Origin of the sequence: Pseudarthrobacter sp. NPDC092419, assembly GCF_044755045.1 — a bacterium.
In the GTDB taxonomy this organism is placed as follows: domain Bacteria; phylum Actinomycetota; class Actinomycetes; order Actinomycetales; family Micrococcaceae; genus Arthrobacter.
Map to the genome: position 1 here is coordinate 112,408 of NZ_JBIVQF010000004.1, position 17,769 is coordinate 130,176.

A 17,769-nucleotide genomic window follows, 5' to 3' on the forward strand; every position below is an offset into this window, starting at 1 on the left:
TTAGCGGGCCGAGATGGCGTCGACAATGGCGGTGAGGGCAGCGGGAACCTTCGTCGCGTCGGTTCCGCCGCCCTGGGCCACGTCGTCCTTGCCGCCGCCACCGCCGCCGAGAACACCGGCGGCCAGGCGTACCAGCGCACCCGCCTTGACACCGAATTCGCGGGCAGCCTCATTGGTGGCCACCAGGACCATGGGACGGCCGTTCGCCACACCCGCTACCGCCACCGTTGCCGCGGCGGAACCGAGCCGGTTGCGCAGGTCCAGGGCGAGCCCGCGAAGATCATCCGCACCGCTGACGGTCCCGGCGTCGTGCGCAATCACGCTGACGCCGGCGGCGTCCCTGGCGCTGCCCACCAGCTGCGCTGCCGAAGCGGCCAGCTGTTCCTTGCGCAGCCGGTCCAGTTCCTTTTCCGTGGCCTTCAACTTGGACAAGGTGGTGGCGATGCGGTCGGCCAGCTGGCCGGAGGGAACCTTCAGCATCTCCGTCAGTTCCGTCACCAGGGCACGCTCGGCAGCAAGGTGGCGGAAGGCATCCATGCCCACGAAGGCCTCGACGCGGCGGTTTCCAGAACCCACCGACTGTTCGCCGAGCAGCGAGAGGCTGCCGATAAGGGACGTGTTGGCCACGTGCGTACCGCCGCAGAGCTCGCGGGACCAAGCGCCGTCGATTTCCACGACGCGGACCTCGCTGCCGTAGTTCTCGCCGAACAGCGCCATGGCGCCCAGTGCCTTCGCCTCGGCCAGGCCCATGACCTTGGTTTCCACCCGGAAGTTGTTGCGAATGGCGAGGTTGGAGACTTCCTCGATTTCGGACCGGGTGGCCGTGCTCAGGCCTTCGCCCCAGGCAAAGTCGAAGCGCAGGTAGCCGGCCTTGTTGAAGGAGCCGCGCTGGGTGGCTTCCGGCCCCAGGATCTGGTGCAGTGCAGCGTGGACAATGTGGGTGCCGGTGTGCGCCTGCTCTGCGGCATGGCGCCGTTCGCGGTCGACGGCGGCACGCACCAGGGCGTCGGACGCAATTTCGCCCTCGCGGACAATGGCCTTGTGGACGCTCAGGCCCTTCAGCGGACGCTGGACGTCCAGGACCTCGACGACGAAGCCGTCGCCCGTGATCAGGCCGGTGTCCGCTGCCTGCCCGCCGGCCTCGGCGTAGAACGGCGTCTCGGAGAGCACCAGTTCGATTTCGTCGCCCGTGGACGCCTGCTGTACCGGAAGTCCGTTGGTGAGGATCCCGCGGACCCGGGATTCGCCGTCGAGCTCTGTGTAGCCGGTGAAGATAGTTTCGCCCTGGGCGAGGATCTCCTGGAAGGCGCTGAGGTCGGCGTGGCCGCCCTTTTTGCCCTTGGCGTCGGCCTGGGCGCGCTGCCGCTGTTCCTGCATGAGGCTCCGGAACGCCGCCTCGTCCACTTTCAGGCCCGCTTCCTCTGCCATTTCGAGGGTGAGGTCGATCGGGAAACCGTAGGTGTCGTGCAGCGTGAACGCGTCCGAGCCGGACAACGGGCGGTTGGCCGCCTTGGACTCGCGGACCGCGTCTTCAAGCCGTGCAGTGCCGGAGGCGATGGTGCGCAGGAACGCCTTTTCTTCGGCGTAGGCGATCCGGCTGATGCGGTCGAAATCGGTTTCCACCACGGGGTAGACACCCTTCATGGCGTCCCGCGAGGCCGGCAGCAGCTCCGGCAGGCAGGCCTGCTCGACGCCCAGAAGGCGCATGGAGCGAACGGCGCGGCGGATCAGGCGGCGCAGCACGTAGCCGCGGCCCTCGTTGGAGGGGGTGACACCGTCGGAGATGAGCATCAGCGCGGAGCGGATGTGGTCGGCCACGACGCGCATCCGGACATCATCCGTGTGGTGCGGGTCGTCATCGGACTCTGCGGACGTGTATTCCTTGCCGGAGAGCTCGGCTGCCTTGTCGATGACAGGACGCACCTGGTCGGTCTCGTACATGTTCTCGACGCCCTGGAGGATCATGGCGAGGCGTTCCATGCCCAGGCCGGTGTCGATGTTGCGCTTGGGCAGCTCCCCCAGCACATCGAAGTCTTCCTTGGAGCGGACGTTGTCGATCTGGTACTGCATGAACACGAGGTTCCAGATCTCGATATAGCGGGTCTCGTCGGCGAGGGGGCCGCCTTCAACGCCGTAGGCCGGGCCGCGGTCGTAGTAGATCTCCGAGCACGGGCCCGCCGGGCCGGGCTGGCCGGTGTGCCAATAGTTGTCCGACTTGCCCATCCGCTGGATGCGTTCTGCCGGGACGCCGGTGTTCTTCAGCCACAGTTCGGCAGCCTCGTCGTCCTCCTGGTACACGGTGACCCAGAGGCGTTCCGGCGCGAGGCCGTAGCCGCCGTCGTCAACGCTCTTGGTGAGCAGTTCCCAGGCGAACCTGATGGCGTCTTCCTTGAAGTAGTCGCCGAAGGAGAAGTTGCCGCACATCTGGAAGAAGGTGCCGTGGCGGGCCGTCTTGCCCACTTCTTCGATATCGCCGGTGCGGATGCACTTCTGGACGCTGGTGGCGCGCGAGTAGGGGGCTTCCTCACGGGCAGTGAGGTACGGGATGAACGGCACCATGCCGGCCACCGTGAACAGCAGCGAGGGGTCGCTGGATACCAGCGACGCGGACGGAACCGCCGTGTGGCCCTTGCTGACAAAAAAGTCCACCCAGCGCTTCGTAATCTCCTGCGACTTCATGTGCTGTCTTCTTACCCTTCTTGGTCCGCGCACCTGCACGGATTGATCGTTCATTGGCAGGCCCAAGGATGGTCCTGCCGGTTTGCTTCCGGCCTGCCGGGGGTGGCGGCCAGGGCGGTCAGCGGCGGGCCGCGTCCGCTGGCTCGACGCCCAGGGCCGAGCGGAGGTCGGACTCCCGCTCATGCATGCCGGCCCGCACCGCATCGGCGAAGTCGTAAATGCCGTCCGCAAGCCGGCCCACGGCCCGGTTCAGGCCTTCCGGTCCAAGATTGGACTGGGCTTCGGTCACTTTCTTGAAGGCGATGACTCCGATAGCCACGCCAATTCCCATCCAGACAAGTCTTTTCATGGTCTGTCTCTTCCGTGGTTCAGCGGCTGCGGCGGCCGGTAGCGGGCTTCTTACGGTTGGCCAGCGCGGTCCGGACGCCGTAGCTGAAGGCCGCGACCTTGATCAGCGGCGATCCCATGGTGGCGGCAACCAGTGAAGAAAGTGCAGACAGGTTCGCCGAGGCGTCAGAGACGTTGGATGAGATCCCGTCCACCTTCTTGAGCTGCTGGTTGGTGGTGGAGACGGTGGCCGTCACCTCATCCATGAGTGGAGTGGCCCCGTCACTGAGCGACCGGATGGCGGTGCGCACCTCGTCGAACACCCTGCCCAGTTTCATGATGGGCACTGCCAGCAGCAGCACCAGGAGCGCAAACACCCCGGCAGCGATCAGGCCGGCAATATCGCCACCAGACATATACGTTCATCTCCTCGAAATCCTGTGGATCGGCATCACCGCGGCGCGCCCCGAAAAGGGCTTCGCCGCAGATGTCCCCCAAGTACCTTACATACAAAGAAGCCCGCGGCGCTTGCCACGGGCTTCTTTGGATACGCTGCTGGGATTTAGCGTGCGTAGAATTCGACGACGAGCTGCTCTTCGCAGGTCACGGGAACCTCGGAGCGCTTGGGGCGGCGGACCAGGCGGGCCTGCAGTGCCTCCAGCTTGACGTCCAGGTAGGCCGGAACGGCGGGCAGCACGTCGCGGTGGGCGCCGGCTGCTGCAACCTGGAGCGGAACCATGGTCTCGCTGCGGCTGTGGACGTGGACCAGCTGGCCCTCGCCGACGCGGAACGACGGGCGGTCGACGCGGACGCCGTCAACCATGATGTGGCGGTGCACAACAAGCTGGCGGGCCTGGGCGATGGTGCGGGCGAAGCCGGCACGCAGGACCAGGGCGTCAAGACGCATTTCGAGCAGTTCGATGAGGTTCTCACCGGTCAGGCCCTTGGTGCGGCGGGCTTCTTCGAAGGCACGGGTCATCTGTGCTTCGCGGATGCCGTACTGGGCGCGCAGACGCTGCTTTTCGCGCAGACGTACGGCGTAGTCGGAGTCCTGCTTCTTGCGGGCGCGGCCGTGCTCACCGGGGCCGTACGGGCGGCGCTCCATGTACTTGGCGGCCTTGGGGGTCAGAGCAATGCCGAGGGACCGCGAGAGGCGGGCCTGACGGCGAGCACGAGTGTTGTTAGCCACTTGTGTCCTTCCAATATCTGCGGTGTGTCAGTGTTACTGGCCTCCACGATGGAGAGCATCGGCCAACCGCTGCCTTTTGCTACTGGGCGCAGGGCATAACCTACTTGAAGAAATTCAAGGGGATTGTGCGTCCGTGCCTTGCCAGACAAACATCTATCCTACCACGGCGCCTATGTGCCGCGGATAATCTTCCGCAGCCGCTCCAGCCGTACCGCGATGTCCCGTTCGGCGCCGTTGGCCGTGGGCTGGTAGTAGTCCTTGCCCACCAGGTCGTCCGGCGGGTACTGCTGGGTGGCCACGCCGTGCGGGGCGTCATGGGCATACTTGTAGCCGAGCCCGTGCCCCAGCTGCTTGGACCCCGGATAGTGCGAGTCGCGCAGGTGGGCGGGAATACCATTGCCCAGCCCGGCGCGGACATCCGCAATGGCCTTGTTGATCCCGAGATATGCGGCGTTGGACTTGGGGGCGGTGGCCAGGTGGACCACAGCCTCGGCCAGGATGATCCGGCCCTCCGGCATGCCGATCAGCTGCACTGCCTGGGCTGCGGCCACCGCGGTCTGCAGGGCGGTGGGGTCCGCCATGCCGATGTCCTCCGCCGCAGAAATCACGATCCGCCGTGCCACGAAGCGGGGGTCCTCCCCCGCCTCCAGCATGCGGGCCAGGTAGTGCAGTGCCGCGTCCACGTCCGAGCCGCGGATGGACTTGATGAACGCGCTGGCCACGTCGTAGTGCTGGTCCCCGGCGCGGTCGTAACGAACGGCGGCGACGTCCAGGGCACGTTCGGTGTGCTTAAGTTCGACGTTCACGGGAGCGCCATCGCCGACGGCGGCGTCATCGGCGTCGCCAAACGCGACGCCGGCAGCGGCCTCCAGGGCGGTCAGCGCGCGCCGGGCGTCACCGCCGGAGAGCCGGACCAGGTGTGCCAGGGCTTCGCCGGAGAGCTCGACCTTGCCGTCCAGGCCACGCGGATCCTGGACAGCACGGAGCAGGAGTCCTTCGATGTCGGCATCAGTGAGCGGCTTGAGCGTCAGCAGCAGGGACCGGGAGAGCAGCGGGGACACCACCGAGAAGGAGGGGTTTTCCGTGGTTGCGGCCACCAGCACCACCCAGCGGTTCTCAACGCCGGGCAGCAGGGCGTCCTGCTGCGCCTTGTTGAAGCGGTGGATCTCGTCCAGGAACAGGACGGTGGTGGTCTTGTAAAGGTCCCGGGCCGTGAGGGCATCGTCCATGACGCGCCGGACGTCCTTCACGCCGGCGGTAATGGCGGACAGCTCCACGAACTTGCGGCCCGGGCCCCTGGCGATCACGTGGGCCAGGGTGGTCTTGCCCGTCCCGGGCGGTCCCCACAGGATCAGTGAGGCCGGCCCGGCTGGCCCCGCGGCCTCCGCGCCTGCCGCCAGCTGGCGGAGCGGCGAGCCGTGGCCCAGCAGGTGCTGCTGGCCCACCACCTCGTCGAGGTTGCGCGGCCGCATGCGGACTGCGAGGGGGCTGCGCGGAGCAGTACCGCTGCCTGCGCCGGGTTTGGCGCCACCGTCCGGCCCGTCGTCGTCGCCAGCATCCTGCCCGAAGAGATCATCCACATAGATAGGCTACTTGCAGTCAATCATTCGGCCCGCGCCGACAGCCCTCCCCCGCGGGATGGCAGTTCACAGCAATGTTGTGAAGTAACACTGCCGCGAAGTGCCATCCCGCGGAGGGGACGTACAGAAGAGGAGGCCGACATGTCCGCAGCCCGGGGCGCGCGCCCGCCGTCCGTGCGCACTACGTTCGTGCCCGGCGCCCGGCTGCCGGGCTGGGCGGCGCGCTTTGGCAGCGCCCATGGCGGCTGGTCTGTCAGCGATGACGACGACGGCGTGCGGCTTCTGGCGGCCGACGGCACCGCGGCGCTGCTCCAGCCGCCATGGCCAGTGGACGGCCGGCCGGGGCGCGGAGCGGACGTCCTGGAGCGGCTGGCCTCGCTGGCTTCCCAGCCGCGCCAGGTTGGGCTGCTGCTGGTGCGGCGGGGAGGCTACGGCATAGGAGTAACCTCCGAGGGCAGGCTACTGGCCAGCAAGGCGGGAACCCGGTACGTTCAGGGACGCACGTCCGCGGGCGGCCAGTCCCAGCAGCGCTTTGCCCGCCGCCGCGGAAATCAGGCTGATGCGCTGGTGGATGCCGTTGCCGCCCAGGCAGCAGCGCTGTTCGGCTCCGCCCCGCCGTTCGAGTACCTTGCGCCCGGCGGCGACCGGACGCTCGCGGAGCAGGTCCTGGCGCACCCGGCCCTGCGGGACTACTCGGGTGCGCCCAGGCTGGCCTGGCTGGACGTACCCGAGCCGCGTGCCGCCGTCGTCCTTAAGGCTGCCGGCGACGCCTGCTCCGTGCGGGTCCAGGTGACCGACGGGCCCGGCGGGGACTGACTCAGCCCGTAATTGCGCCTATTAGTTCAGGGTCCAGGACCGCTTGGACAGGCCGTACCAGAACCCGTCGATGGCGGTCTTCGCCTCGATATTCCCGGAGCCGTACGCCGCACCGAGGGCGACGTAAAGCGGAGCCCAGTGCTCGCTGCGCGGGTGCGCCTCGCGGGCGGCAGGCGCCTTCTTCATGAAGTCCAGGATGGCGTCAACATCGCCGCGGGTCATGGCCTCCTCCGCCCAGTGGTCGAATTCGCTGGAGGCCGACGGCGGCGCGACGTCAGGTCCGCCGGCCGGGTTGAACCAGCGCAGGTTGTGCGTAGTGAAGCCGGAACCGACAATCAGCGTTCCGCGCTCGCGCAACGGGGCCAGGGAGGTACCCAGCGCAAAGAGGCCCTGCGGATCCAGCGTAGGCATGGACATCTGCACCACGGGAACGTCCGCGTCAGGGTACATCTCCTTCAGGGGAACGTACGCGCCATGGTCCAGGCCGCGGCTCTCGTCGCGGTCCACGTGGTATCCGCGGCCGGCCACCAGCCGCTCCACCTCGGCGCCGAGCTCCGGCGCCTGCGGGGCGTTGTACTGCACCTGGTAGTACTTCGGCGCGAACCCGCCAAAGTCATAGACCAGGCCGGGACTACGGGTGGTGGCACTGAGCGAAACGGGGGCGTTTTCCCAGTGCGCCGACACCATCAGGATGTCCTTGGGCTTCCCAAACGTCCCTGACCAGTCCGCCAGCTGGCGGGTCCAGGTGGCGTCATCCGCAAGGGGCGGGGCGCCGTGGCTGAGGAAGAGTACCGGGGGAAGGCCAAGTGTTTGCGTCATGCAAACAAGGATATCCAAGTTTACTTGAAGCTTCAAGCGTGGGGTTTAAAAGACCTCCCCGCCGCCGAACCATGCCGGCAGCGGGGAGCTTTTCGAAGGTCTACGGGCCTTACTTGCCTTCGGTCTTCTTTTCCTCGGGCCTGGCCTGGGGCTTGAAGTCCACACCCGCTTCCTTGCGCTGCTGCGCGGTGATGGGAGCCGGAGCCTGGGTCAGCGGATCGTAGCCATTGCCGGTCTTGGGGAAAGCAATGACGTCGCGGATTGACTCGACGCCGGCCAGCAGGGCAACGACGCGGTCCCAGCCGAAAGCGATGCCACCGTGCGGCGGCGCACCGAACTTAAAGCCTTCCAGCAGGAACCCGAACTTGGTCTGGGCGTCCGCACGGTCCAGGCCCATGAGTTCGAACACACGCTCCTGGACGTCGCGCTGGTGGATACGGATGGAACCGCCGCCGATTTCGTTGCCGTTGCAGACGATGTCGTACGCGTAGGACAGCGCAGACTCCGGGTCCTTGTCGAAGGTGTCCAGGAACTCGGGCTTGGGTGAGGTGAACGCGTGGTGCACGGCGGTCCACTTGCCGGCGCCGACGGCAACGTCACCGGAGGCAACGGCCGCGGCGGCAGGCTCGAACATCGGCGCGTCCACCACCCAGCAGAAGGCCCAGTCGTCCGGGTTGATCAGGCCGGTACGGTGGCCGATCTCCACGCGGGCTGCACCCAGCAGGGCGCGGGACGGGGTCTTCTCGCCGGCAGCGAAGAAGATGCAGTCGCCCGGCTTGGCGCCGACGGCCTCGGCCAAGCCGGCACGTTCGGCGTCCGTAAGGTTCTTGGCCACGGGACCGGCCAGCTCGCCGTCCTCCTTGTAGAGGACATAGGCGAGGCCCTTGGCGCCGCGCTGCTTGGCCCATTCCTGCCATGCATCGAGTGCGCGGCGCGCCTGTGAAGCGCCGCCCGGCATCACCACGGCACCGACATAAGGGGCCTTGAACACGCCGAAGTTGGTGTCTTTGAAGAACTCCGTGAGCTCGGTGAGCTCCTGGCCGAAGCGCAGGTCCGGCTTGTCGGAGCCATAGCGCGCCATGGCGTCCGCATAGGTGATCCGCTGGATGGGCGTGGGAATCTCCACATCGATCAGCTTCCAGAGCGCTTTGACCAGGTTCTCGCCCAGGCTGATGATGTCGTCCTGGTCCACGAAACTCGCCTCGATGTCCAGCTGGGTGAACTCGGGCTGGCGGTCCGCGCGGAAGTCCTCGTCACGGTAGCAGCGGGCTATCTGGTAATACTTCTCAAAGCCGCCAACCTGCAGGAGCTGCTTGAAAAGCTGCGGAGACTGCGGCAGGGCGTACCAGGAACCCGGCGCCAGGCGTGCCGGAACCACAAAGTCACGGGCACCTTCCGGCGTCGAACGCGTCAGCGTGGGCGTTTCGATCTCCACGAAGCCGTCCTGGTGCAGCAGTTCGCGGGCCACCCGGTTCGCCTCGGAGCGCAGGCGGAGGTTGCGTGCCGGGCCCGGACGGCGGAGGTCCAGGTAACGGTGCTTGAGGCGCGCTTCCTCCCCCACCTCCACGTGCTCGTCGATCTGGAACGGCAGCGCTTCCGAGGTGTTCAGGACGGTGACGTCCTCGGCGATGACTTCGATGTCGCCGGTGGCGAGTGCGGGGTTCTCATTGCCGGCGGGCCGCTTGGAGACGGTGCCGGTGACCTGCAGGACGTACTCGTTGCGCAGGCCGTGGAAGACCTCTTCCTCGCGGACCACCACCTGGGCCACGCCGGACGCGTCACGGAGATCAACAAATGCCACGCCACCGTGATCGCGGCGTCGGCCAACCCAGCCGGCCAGGGTTACGGTTTGTCCAATGTTCTCGGAACGAAGGGATCCGAGGTCATGTGTGCGCAGCACAGCACGCCTTTCTAGAGACGACAGCAGGAAATCAGTGGAAATTAAATAGGATCGTCCAGGAACGATCCCGTCTGAGTTTACCCGCTTGAAAGGCACGGTCCCCGCATGGGCGCACATCCGCAGCTGCAGCGGAGGCTCGGCACTGCCGACGCCACGATCATCGGCCTGGGCTCCATGCTGGGCGCGGGCGTGTTCGTGGTCTTCGGCCCCGCAGCGGCATTGGCCGGCACCATGCTGGCCGTTTCCGTGCTCCTGGCAGGGGCCGTGGCCTACTGCAACGCCGTGGCGTCCGCGGCATTGGCTGCGCGATACCCCACCAGCGGAGGAACATACGTTTACGGCCGGGAGCGGCTGGGGCCGTGGCCCGGCTTCATTGCCGGCTGGGGCTTCGTCACCGGGAAGACGGCGTCCTGCGCCGCCATGGCGCTGACGTTCGGCAACTATGTGGCGCCCGGGTACGCCGTGCCCGTGGCCATCGCTGCCGTCGTTGCGCTTACCGGGGTCAACCTGTTGGGCATCACCCGCACCGCGCTGCTGACCCGCATCCTGCTCGCCGTGGTGCTGGCCACCCTCGCCTTCGTAGCCGCTGCCGCCGTCATCGGTCCGCACCCCTCCGGCGGAGCGGAGGTAATGCAGGGATCGTACGACGGCGGCGCGGCGGCACCCGGGGGTATCCTCACCGCGGCGGGCCTGATGTTCTTCGCTTTCGCCGGTTATGCGCGGATCGCCACGCTGGGTGAGGAGGTCAAGGACCCGGCACGTTCCATCCCACGGGCCATCCTGGCCGCGCTGACCGCGGCTTTCGCCATCTACCTGGGGCTGGCACTGCTCTTGCAGAACCACCTCCGCGACGGCCTGCTGGCGGCGTCCCGGACCCCGCTGCTGGATGCAGTGCTGAACTCACACCTTGCCGCCGGCGCTGCCGTGGTCCAGGCCGGAGCCGCAGCAGCCTGCCTGGGCGCCCTCCTGGCCCTGATCACCGGCGTCGGGCGCACCACTCTGGCCATGGCCCGGGAACGCGACCTCCCCTCGCCGCTCGCCAGGGTGGGGACACGCCACCGGGTGCCTTTCGCCGCGGAACTTGCCGTGGCCGCCGTCGTCATCCTGCTGCTGGTCAGCGTGGATGTCATGACCGTGGTGGGCTTCTCCAGCTTCGGCGTTCTGGTCTACTATGCGGTCGCCAACGCCGCCGCGTTCACACTCCATCCGCACCCCGGCTTCGCGCCCAAGTGGCTGAACGCTGCCGGGTTCCTGGGCTGCCTGCTGCTGGCTTTTACGCTGCCGCCGGCGTCCGTGGCAACCATGGCCGCGGTTCTTGCCGGCGGCGTGGCCGGCCGCTGGCTGGTGCTGCGCTTTCGGCGCTAGTTTCAGAACACCGCTGCGGTGACGGTGGTGGCAACCTGCACGGCGAGGTCTTCAGACGGCGGCATCCAGGTCTCGGGGGCTGCGGCCACCTGCTCGCCGGTGCGGATGTCCTTGACCTGGTGCGTGCCGTCGTCGTCCGTGAACCAGACGAAGGGGATGCCGCGGCGGTCCGCGAACTTGATCTGCTTGCCGAACTTCTCCGCCTTCGCCGCCACCTCGGTGGGAATGCCGCGGCTGCGCAGCAGCGCCGCGACGTCCTGGGCGGCGTCCCAGCTGTCATCATGCGTCAGCGCCACCAGCACTGCTGTGGGCACCGACCGCGATGCCTTCGCGAGTTCCTGGCTGAGGATCCTCGAGACCAGTCGGGTGACGCCGATGGACAGGCCCACCCCCGGGAACTTGCGGTTTCCTTTCGACGCGAGGGCATCGTAGCGGCCGCCGGAGCAGATCGAGCCCAGTTGCTCGTGACCCACCAGGACGGTTTCCACCACGGTGCCCGTGTAGTAGTCCAGGCCGCGGGCGATGCTGAGGTCGGCCAGGACTTTGCCCGGCGCGCGCTGCACGGCGGCGGTGATGACCTGTTCGAGCTCGGACAGGCCTTCCTCCAGGAGCTCATTGGTGACGCCCAGGGCGCGCACCTGCGCCACGAAGGACGTGTCTTCGGTACGGATACCAGCCAACTGCAGGGCCTTCTCCGCCTGCTCCATGGTGGCTCCCAGCTCTTCCCGCAGCAGCTCGGCAACCTTGGCCGGCCCCACCTTTTCCAGCTTGTCGATGCTCCGCAGCACCCCTGCCGTATCCGTCAGCCCGATACCGCGGTAGAAGCCCTCGGCCAGCTTGCGGTTGTTGATCCGCAGGCGGAAGTCGGGAATGGGCAGCGCGCTGAGGGCCTCTGCGATGACCAGTGCGATCTCGACGTCGTAACGGAAGGGAAGGTCGCCGTCGCCCACTACATCGATGTCCGCCTGCGTGAATTCCCGGGCCCGTCCCTCCTGGGGGCGCTCACCGCGCCACACCTTCTGGATCTGGTAGCGCCGGAACGGGAACGCGAGGTAGCCGGCGTTCTCCACGACGTAGCGGGCAAAAGGCACCGTGAGGTCGAAGTGCAGGGCCAGGGCATGCGGGTCCGCCTTGCCCCCTTTAACGGGGTTGTCGCTCTCATCCTCCTGCAGGCGGCTGAGGCCGTACACCTCTTTGTCAATCTCGCCCTTGCGCAGGAGCTGCCCGACGGTTTCCACCGCGCGCGTCTCGATTGAACTGAAGCCGTGCAGTTCGAATACCCGGCGCAGCGTGTCCAGGACGTGCAGCTCCACCAGCCGCTCCTCGGGAAGCCACTCAGGGAATCCGGACAGGGAGGCGCTGCGTGCCATGGAGTTCTCCTCTTGGTGAAGGCTGCCGGGACACTGCCGGCCTCCGAAAACGGTCCGCGGCGGAGCTGTCCAGCCAGTCATGCATAAACTATGTGCGGCAGTCAGTTTATGCGCCTTCAGCCGGCATCTCTAATACGGCAGGCATGTGCGCTGGCTGGACAGGGAACTGCGGGCGGCCGGAACGGCGGGCGCGCAGCACTACTACGAGGAGGACCCTTGGCGGCCAGTTCACGCAGCGCGCGCGAGACAAAACGGCGCATCCAGCAGATGGAAGCCAAGCGTGAGCTGCGGAGGGACCAGGAAAAGCGGCGCAAACGCGACAATGTCATCGCCGCCGGCGCCGGCACGGCGGCCGTCGTGCTCGCCGTCGTCCTCCAGCTCACGGCCTTCGCCGGTAACCCCTCGGAGGAAGAATTCGCCGCCGCGCAGGCCGACCTTGCCGGGCCGTCTGCCTCCGCCGATCCCTCTGTCCAGGCCACGAACGCTGCCAACATCCCCGCCGCCGACACGGCTGCCGGCAAGACCTTCACCGGCGAGCTCGTCCTTAACGGAACTGCGCTCGGCGTTGAACTGGACGGCACCAAGGCGCCGCAGGCCGCTGCCGTCTTCAAGTCCCTCAGCGATGAAGGGTTCTATTCCGGCAAAACCTGCCACCGGTTGACCACCGGCGAGTCGTTTGCGCTACTTCAGTGCGGGTCGTCCGACGGCACCGGTGAAGGCGATGCCGGCTACAGATGGGGTCCCCTGGAAAACACGCCGGAGGACAATGCCTACCCGGCAGGCACCATCGCCGTGGCACGCAGCGGAAACAACACGTACGGCAATGGCACCCAGTTCTTTATCGTTTACAAAGACACGGTCATTCCTGCAGACAGTGCAGGCGGCTACACCGTGGTGGGCAGGGTGACCTCCGGGCTGGATACGGTCGCCAATATTGCGGCCGCTGGAATCACGCCGGGCGGCAGTGCAACAGACGGCGCACCTGTGGAACCAGTCACGATAGACTCGTTTTCTCTGAAGTAGGAAGCCTGGCCGAGCGGCTACGGTGCAGTACGTGAGTATTTCCCTCCAAGCGAAAGACTTTTAGCGGTGACAGACAGTCAGAAATCCGACGAAACAGCAACAGACGCGTCCGAAGGGGCGGCGGCCCCTGCGGCTCCAGCACCCGCTCCGTCCCCGGTGCCCCGGCCCGCAGCGCCCTCACCCAAGGCTTTCGCCTCCCGGCCCAAGCCCGCTGCCGCAGCTCCTGCCGCCGCCCCGGTCCAGGCGCCTCCGGCCACTTCGCCGGAAGAGGCCGCCAAGTGGGGCCGCGTTGAAGGCGACGGGCACGTCTTCCTGACCATCGACGGCGGCGAGCATCCCGTGGGCCAGTACCCCGGCGTGAGTGATGAGGAAGCTCTGGCCTACTTCGCACGGAAGTATGACGACGTCGTCGCGCAGATCGTGCTGCTGGAACAGCGCGTTGGCTCCAAGGCCCCCAGCACCGACATGCAGAAGACCGTTAGCCACCTGCGTGAACAGCTCGCAGAGCGGAACATGGTGGGTGACCTCCGCGCGGCAGAAGCGCGCCTGGACAAGCTCGAAGGCCAGATCACTGAGCTGGAGCAAGCTGAAAAGGCCGAGCATGACGCCGTCCGCGCGTCGGAGCTGGCTGCCCGCGAGGCGATCGTGGCCGAGGCCGAGCAGATCTCCGGCCAGGACCCGGCCCAGACGCAGTGGAAGACCTCGAGCGCCCGAATGAACGAGCTGTTCGAGAACTGGAAGGCCGCCCAGAAGAGCGGCGTCCGTCTGGGCCGCAGCAACGAAGATGCGCTGTGGAAGAGGTTCCGCGCCGCCCGCACCGTGTTCGACCGGCACCGCCGGGCCTACTTCTCCCAGCTGGACAGCAACAACTCCGCTGCCAAGGCCGCCAAGGAGAAGCTGATCGCCGAAGCCGAGGCACTGTCCTCATCTACGGACTGGGGCTTTGCCGCCGGCGAGTACCGCCGGCTCATGGACCAGTGGAAGGCCTCGCCGCGTGCCAGCCGCAAGGATGATGACGCCTTGTGGGCACGGTTCCGAGCCGCGCAGGATGTGTTCTTCACCTCGCGCCAGGCCGCCAACGACGAAATCGACCAGGAATACGCCGCGAACCTCACCGTGAAGGAAGCGCTGCTGGCCGAGGCCAACGCCATCCTCCCGGTCAAGGACCTGGCCGCTGCCAAGAAGGCACTGCAGTCCGTGCGGGACCGCTGGGAAGAAGCCGGCAAGGTACCCCGGGCGGACATGGGCCGGATCGAAGCCGGGCTGCGGAAGGTGGAGGACGCCGTCAAGCAGGCCGAGGACGAGCAGTGGCAGCGTTCCAACCCTGAACGCAAGGCACGCACCAACAGCGCCCTGTCCCAGCTCGAATCAGCCATCGCAGGACTCCAGGAGGATTTGGTGGCTGCGGAGAAGACCGGGGATCAGCGGAAGATCGCCGCTGCCCGCGAGGCGCTCGAAGCCCGCCAGGCCTGGCTCGACCAGATTCAGCGCTCGGCCAGCGAACTGGCCTGACGTCCTTTCCTCCCTGGTGCGGGAGGACCTCCGGCAGGCCCGGTTCCGGTTATCCACATAACCGGAACCGGGCCTGACGCTGTTGAAGCTTCCGCGGCAGGATGGGGGGATGGCACACCGTCCGCTCCCTCCATCTGCAGGAGCCCGCACGGAAACGCTTCCGGCCGCCGAGCCGCCGGTACAGCGCTTTCCGGAATTGTACGCTCCCGGAATGCCCTTCAGCCCGCCGGAGCTCCAGTCCCTGGCAGCGGACGGCGTGCTCACCCGGCTGCACCAGAACGGCTTCACCCTGCCTGACGCCAGGCACTCGGCCCAGCTCCGGGCCCGGGCTGCGGCGGGCTCCGTCCCGCCGCAGGTGCGCCAGCGGGTGGTTGCGGGGCGGATGACGGCGGCCTGGATCTACGGCTGCGCCGCGGAACCGGACAGGCTGGCGCTGCTGGTGGACGCCAAGCGCCGCGTCTCCGGCCTGCGCAACACCCGCGGCTGCACGCTGCACGAGGTCAGGCTGGGACCGATGGACGTGGTTAGCCTGGGCGGGCTTATGGTCTCAAGTCCCCTGCGGACCGCCCTGGACATCGCCCTCCACGTGGAAGCCAGGCTGGCGCTTCCCGCCTTGGCAAGTCTCCTGGCCCGGCCGCAGCAGGACGTCCGGCTTCGGCTGCTGGTGCTGGCCATCGAGGCAACCCCGCGGGTACCCCACAAACTCGCCGCCCTGGACAAGCTCGCCCGGTTAGCTCCTCCGCTTGTTACCAGTGGTGCGGTAGACGTCGAAGACACCGTCGATCCGGCGCACGGCGCTCAGGACGTGGCTGAGGTACTTGGGGTCGCCCATCTCGAAGGCAAACTTTGAGATGGCCACGCGGTCCGTCGAGGTGTGGACGCTGGCGGCCAGGATGTTCACATGGTTCTCGGAGAGGACCCTGGTGACGTCTGACAGGAGGGACTTGCGGTCCAGCGCTTCGACCTGGATCTCCACCAGGAACACGCTGGACTGCGTGGGTGCCCAGTCCACGTCCACGATGCGGTCCGGCTGGTCCTTGAGGTCCGAGATGTTGGTGCAGTCGGTGCGGTGCACCGACACGCCGGAGCCCCTGGTCACGAAGCCCAGGATCGGATCCGGCGGAACCGGGGTGCAGCACCGCGCCAGCTTGACCCAGACATCGCCCACGCCGCGAACCACCACGCCGGAGTCGGAGAACTTGGCCTTGCTGACATGGGTGGGAACACTGACTTCGGTAATGTCGTCGTCGGGGCTTTCGTTGCCGCCCAGGCTTTCGACGAGCTTCTCCATGACGGACTGTGCCGAGGTATGCCCGTCACCGACGCCGGCGTAGAGCCCGGAGATGTCGACGTACTTGAACTCTTCGGCCACCGCGGCCAGGGCCTCGTGGGTCATCAGGCGCTGCAGCGGCAGGTTCTGCTTCCGCATGGCCCGGGTCAGGAGTTCCTTGCCGCGGTCGATCGCTTCCTCGCGGCGTTCCTTGCTGAACCACTGGCGGATCTTGTTCCGTGCACGTGCGCTCTTGACGAAGTGCTGCCAGTCCTGGCTGGGGCCTGCGCCCTCGGCCTTCGAGGTGAAGATTTCCACCCAGTCGCCGTGGTTGAGCTCGCTGTTCAGCGGGACCAGTTTCCCGTTGACCCGCGCACCGATGGTGCGGTGGCCCACTTCCGTATGCACTGCGTAGGCGAAATCCACGGGGGTGGAACCGGCCGGGAGGGCCATGACCTCACCCTTGGGAGTGAACACGAAGACTTCGCGGGCGTTGATCTCGAAGCGCAGCGAGTCCAGGAACTCACCTGGGTCGGAGGTCTCCTGCTGCCAGTCCACGAGGGAGCGCAGCCAGCCCATGTCGCCGTCGCGGGGACTTCCGGGGCCGACCGCTGTGCGATTGGGCTGGTCCTTGTACTTCCAGTGGGCGGCCACACCGTACTCTGCGCGGCGGTGCATCTCATGCGTACGAATCTGGATCTCCACCGGCTTGCCGCCCGGTCCGATCACTGTGGTGTGCAGTGACTGGTACATGTTGAACTTCGGCATCGCGATGTAATCCTTGAACCTGCCGGGCAGCGGGTTCCAGCGCGAATGCATGGTTCCAAGCGCCGCGTAGCAGTCACGGACTGAGTCCACCAACACCCTCACGCCCATGAGGTCGTTGATGTCGTCGAAATCCTTGTCCCGCACCACCATCTTTTGGTAGATGGAGTAGTAGTGCTTGGGCCGGCCGGTGATGGTTGCCTTGATCCGGGCAGCGCGCAGGTCTTCAGCGATCTGGTCGCGAATGACGCCGAGGCTCTTTTCCCGTTCCGGAGTGCGGTCCCCCACCATCCGGACGATCTCCTCGTACACCTTGGGGTAGAGCGCAGCGAAGGAAAGATCCTCCAGCTCCCACTTGATGGTGTTCATGCCGAGCCGGTGGGCCAGCGGCGCAAAGATTTCGAGAGTCTCCCGAGCCTTCCGGGCCGAGGACTCAGCGGAGACGAAGCGCCACGTGCGGGCATTGTGCAGCCTGTCCGCGAGTTTGATCATCAGGACCCGGATGTCCTTGGCCATGGCCACGACCATTTTGCGTACGGTTTCGGACTGCGCGGCTTCGCCGAAGCTGACTTTGTCCAGCTTGGTGACGCCGTCCACCAGCATGGCAACCTCTGGTCCGAAATCCCGTTTGAGGTCAGCGAGCGTATAGGACGTATCCTCCACCGTGTCGTGCAGGAGTGCGGCTGCCAGAGTGGTTCCGGAGAGCCCCAGTTCGGCCAGGATGGTGGCGACCGCCACCGGGTGCGTGATGTAGGGGTCGCCGCTCTTGCGCTTTTGCCCGCGGTGGCTGCGTTCCGCGACATCGAAGGCACGCTGGATGAGGTCGAAATCCTCTTTGGGATTGTTGGCCCGGACGGTCCGGAGCAGCGGCTCCAGGATCGGCGAGTACGTGGCGGTGCTGCGTCCGGTGAGCCGCGCAAGGCGTGACCGGGTCCGCTCCCGGCGGCCCGGGAAAGTGGGCCGCTGCCCGGAGTTGTCCACCGGCACGAACGGTCCGGGACGCGCAGGCCCGGCCGCACCGGTCTGCGGACCGGCAGGACCCTGGCCGCCCTGGGCCGTTGGCGCCGACGACGAACGTTCTTCCAATGAAGTACCCCTCACCACGTTTAATTACTTCAGTCTATTCCTCACGGCGGAGACATCCGTAACCGGCC

At 66.9% G+C, this 17,769-nt stretch carries 14 protein-coding genes; 5 read left to right on the forward strand and 9 right to left on the reverse strand.

The window, feature by feature from the left end; all coding sequences use genetic code 11:
- The 5 genes from alaS to ACIQC0_RS08215 form a co-directional block, all read right to left on the reverse strand.
- Positions 1-2,679 carry an alanine--tRNA ligase gene (gene alaS / locus ACIQC0_RS08195; protein ID WP_377216125.1) on the reverse strand — a complete coding sequence of 893 codons (2,679 nt, stop codon included), beginning with the start codon at positions 2,677-2,679 and terminating at the stop codon, positions 1-3.
- 118 nt (positions 2,680-2,797) lie between these two features.
- Entirely contained in the window at positions 2,798-3,028 is a 231-nt protein-coding gene (locus ACIQC0_RS08200) for a DUF6167 family protein (protein WP_377216124.1), read from the reverse strand.
- Between the two features lie 19 nt (positions 3,029-3,047).
- Positions 3,048-3,422: a DUF948 domain-containing protein gene (locus ACIQC0_RS08205; RefSeq protein WP_377216123.1), complete on the reverse strand. Its 375-nt coding sequence runs from the start codon at positions 3,420-3,422 to the stop codon at positions 3,048-3,050.
- 146 nt (positions 3,423-3,568) lie between these two features.
- Complete coding sequence (rpsD, locus tag ACIQC0_RS08210; protein WP_066276228.1) at positions 3,569-4,195, reverse strand: 30S ribosomal protein S4; 627 nt, start codon at positions 4,193-4,195, stop codon at positions 3,569-3,571.
- Positions 4,196-4,365: 170 nt separating this feature from the next.
- Complete coding sequence (locus ACIQC0_RS08215; RefSeq protein WP_377216122.1) at positions 4,366-5,775, reverse strand: replication-associated recombination protein A; 1,410 nt, start codon at positions 5,773-5,775, stop codon at positions 4,366-4,368.
- A 141-nt stretch (positions 5,776-5,916) separates the two neighbouring features.
- Here ACIQC0_RS08215 and ACIQC0_RS08220 point away from each other — a divergent pair, with 141 nt between their 5' ends.
- On the forward strand, positions 5,917-6,591 hold the full coding sequence (locus ACIQC0_RS08220; RefSeq protein ID WP_400534101.1) for an acVLRF1 family peptidyl-tRNA hydrolase: 675 nt from the start codon (positions 5,917-5,919) through the stop codon (positions 6,589-6,591).
- Positions 6,592-6,612: 21 nt separating this feature from the next.
- Here the strand turns inward: ACIQC0_RS08220 and ACIQC0_RS08225 are convergent, their stop codons facing one another.
- Positions 6,613-7,410 (reverse strand): dioxygenase, encoded by a 798-nt coding sequence (locus tag ACIQC0_RS08225; protein ID WP_377216120.1) that lies wholly within the window; start codon positions 7,408-7,410, stop codon positions 6,613-6,615.
- A 109-nt stretch (positions 7,411-7,519) separates the two neighbouring features.
- Positions 7,520-9,310, reverse strand: a complete 1,791-nt coding sequence (aspS, locus tag ACIQC0_RS08230; protein WP_377216119.1) for an aspartate--tRNA ligase — start codon at positions 9,308-9,310, stop codon at positions 7,520-7,522.
- A 105-nt stretch (positions 9,311-9,415) separates the two neighbouring features.
- Between aspS and ACIQC0_RS08235 the strand changes: the two genes are divergently transcribed.
- Entirely contained in the window at positions 9,416-10,675 is a 1,260-nt protein-coding gene (locus ACIQC0_RS08235) for an APC family permease (protein ID WP_377216118.1), read from the forward strand.
- 2 nt (positions 10,676-10,677) lie between these two features.
- Here the strand turns inward: ACIQC0_RS08235 and hisS are convergent, their stop codons facing one another.
- On the reverse strand, positions 10,678-12,045 hold the full coding sequence (hisS, locus tag ACIQC0_RS08240) for a histidine--tRNA ligase (protein WP_400534106.1): 1,368 nt from the start codon (positions 12,043-12,045) through the stop codon (positions 10,678-10,680).
- 216 nt (positions 12,046-12,261) lie between these two features.
- Between hisS and ACIQC0_RS08245 the strand changes: the two genes are divergently transcribed.
- The 3 genes from ACIQC0_RS08245 to ACIQC0_RS08255 all read left to right on the forward strand — a co-directional run bounded on the left by ACIQC0_RS08245 (position 12,262) and on the right by ACIQC0_RS08255 (position 15,430).
- Complete coding sequence (locus tag ACIQC0_RS08245) at positions 12,262-13,068, forward strand: peptidylprolyl isomerase (RefSeq protein WP_400534109.1); 807 nt, start codon at positions 12,262-12,264, stop codon at positions 13,066-13,068.
- 66 nt (positions 13,069-13,134) lie between these two features.
- Positions 13,135-14,580 carry a DUF349 domain-containing protein gene (locus tag ACIQC0_RS08250; protein WP_377216115.1) on the forward strand — a complete coding sequence of 482 codons (1,446 nt, stop codon included), beginning with the start codon at positions 13,135-13,137 and terminating at the stop codon, positions 14,578-14,580.
- A 211-nt stretch (positions 14,581-14,791) separates the two neighbouring features.
- Positions 14,792-15,430 (forward strand): type IV toxin-antitoxin system AbiEi family antitoxin, encoded by a 639-nt coding sequence (locus ACIQC0_RS08255; RefSeq protein ID WP_377216114.1) that lies wholly within the window; start codon positions 14,792-14,794, stop codon positions 15,428-15,430.
- On the opposite strand, the gene ACIQC0_RS08260 is transcribed toward ACIQC0_RS08255, so the two are convergent.
- Positions 15,311-17,701, reverse strand: coding sequence for a RelA/SpoT family protein (locus ACIQC0_RS08260; RefSeq protein WP_377216192.1), 2,391 nt, complete (start codon positions 17,699-17,701; stop codon positions 15,311-15,313). The genes ACIQC0_RS08255 and ACIQC0_RS08260 overlap by 120 nt on opposite strands.
- Positions 17,702-17,769 lie beyond the last annotated feature (68 nt).

Coding starts and splice junctions, on each gene's coding strand:
- ACIQC0_RS08220 (WP_400534101.1), top strand. CDS start 5,917: ATGTCCGCAGCCCGGGGCGCGCGCCCGCCGTCCGTGCGCACTACGTTC.
- ACIQC0_RS08255 (WP_377216114.1), top strand. CDS start 14,792: ATGCCCTTCAGCCCGCCGGAGCTCCAGTCCCTGGCAGCGGACGGCGTG.
- ACIQC0_RS08200 (WP_377216124.1), bottom strand. CDS start 3,028: ATGAAAAGACTTGTCTGGATGGGAATTGGCGTGGCTATCGGAGTCATC.
- alaS (WP_377216125.1), bottom strand. CDS start 2,679: ATGAAGTCGCAGGAGATTACGAAGCGCTGGGTGGACTTTTTTGTCAGC.
- ACIQC0_RS08225 (WP_377216120.1), bottom strand. CDS start 7,410: ATGACGCAAACACTTGGCCTTCCCCCGGTACTCTTCCTCAGCCACGGC.
- ACIQC0_RS08205 (WP_377216123.1), bottom strand. CDS start 3,422: ATGTCTGGTGGCGATATTGCCGGCCTGATCGCTGCCGGGGTGTTTGCG.
- ACIQC0_RS08235 (WP_377216118.1), top strand. CDS start 9,416: ATGGGCGCACATCCGCAGCTGCAGCGGAGGCTCGGCACTGCCGACGCC.
- hisS (WP_400534106.1), bottom strand. CDS start 12,045: ATGGCACGCAGCGCCTCCCTGTCCGGATTCCCTGAGTGGCTTCCCGAG.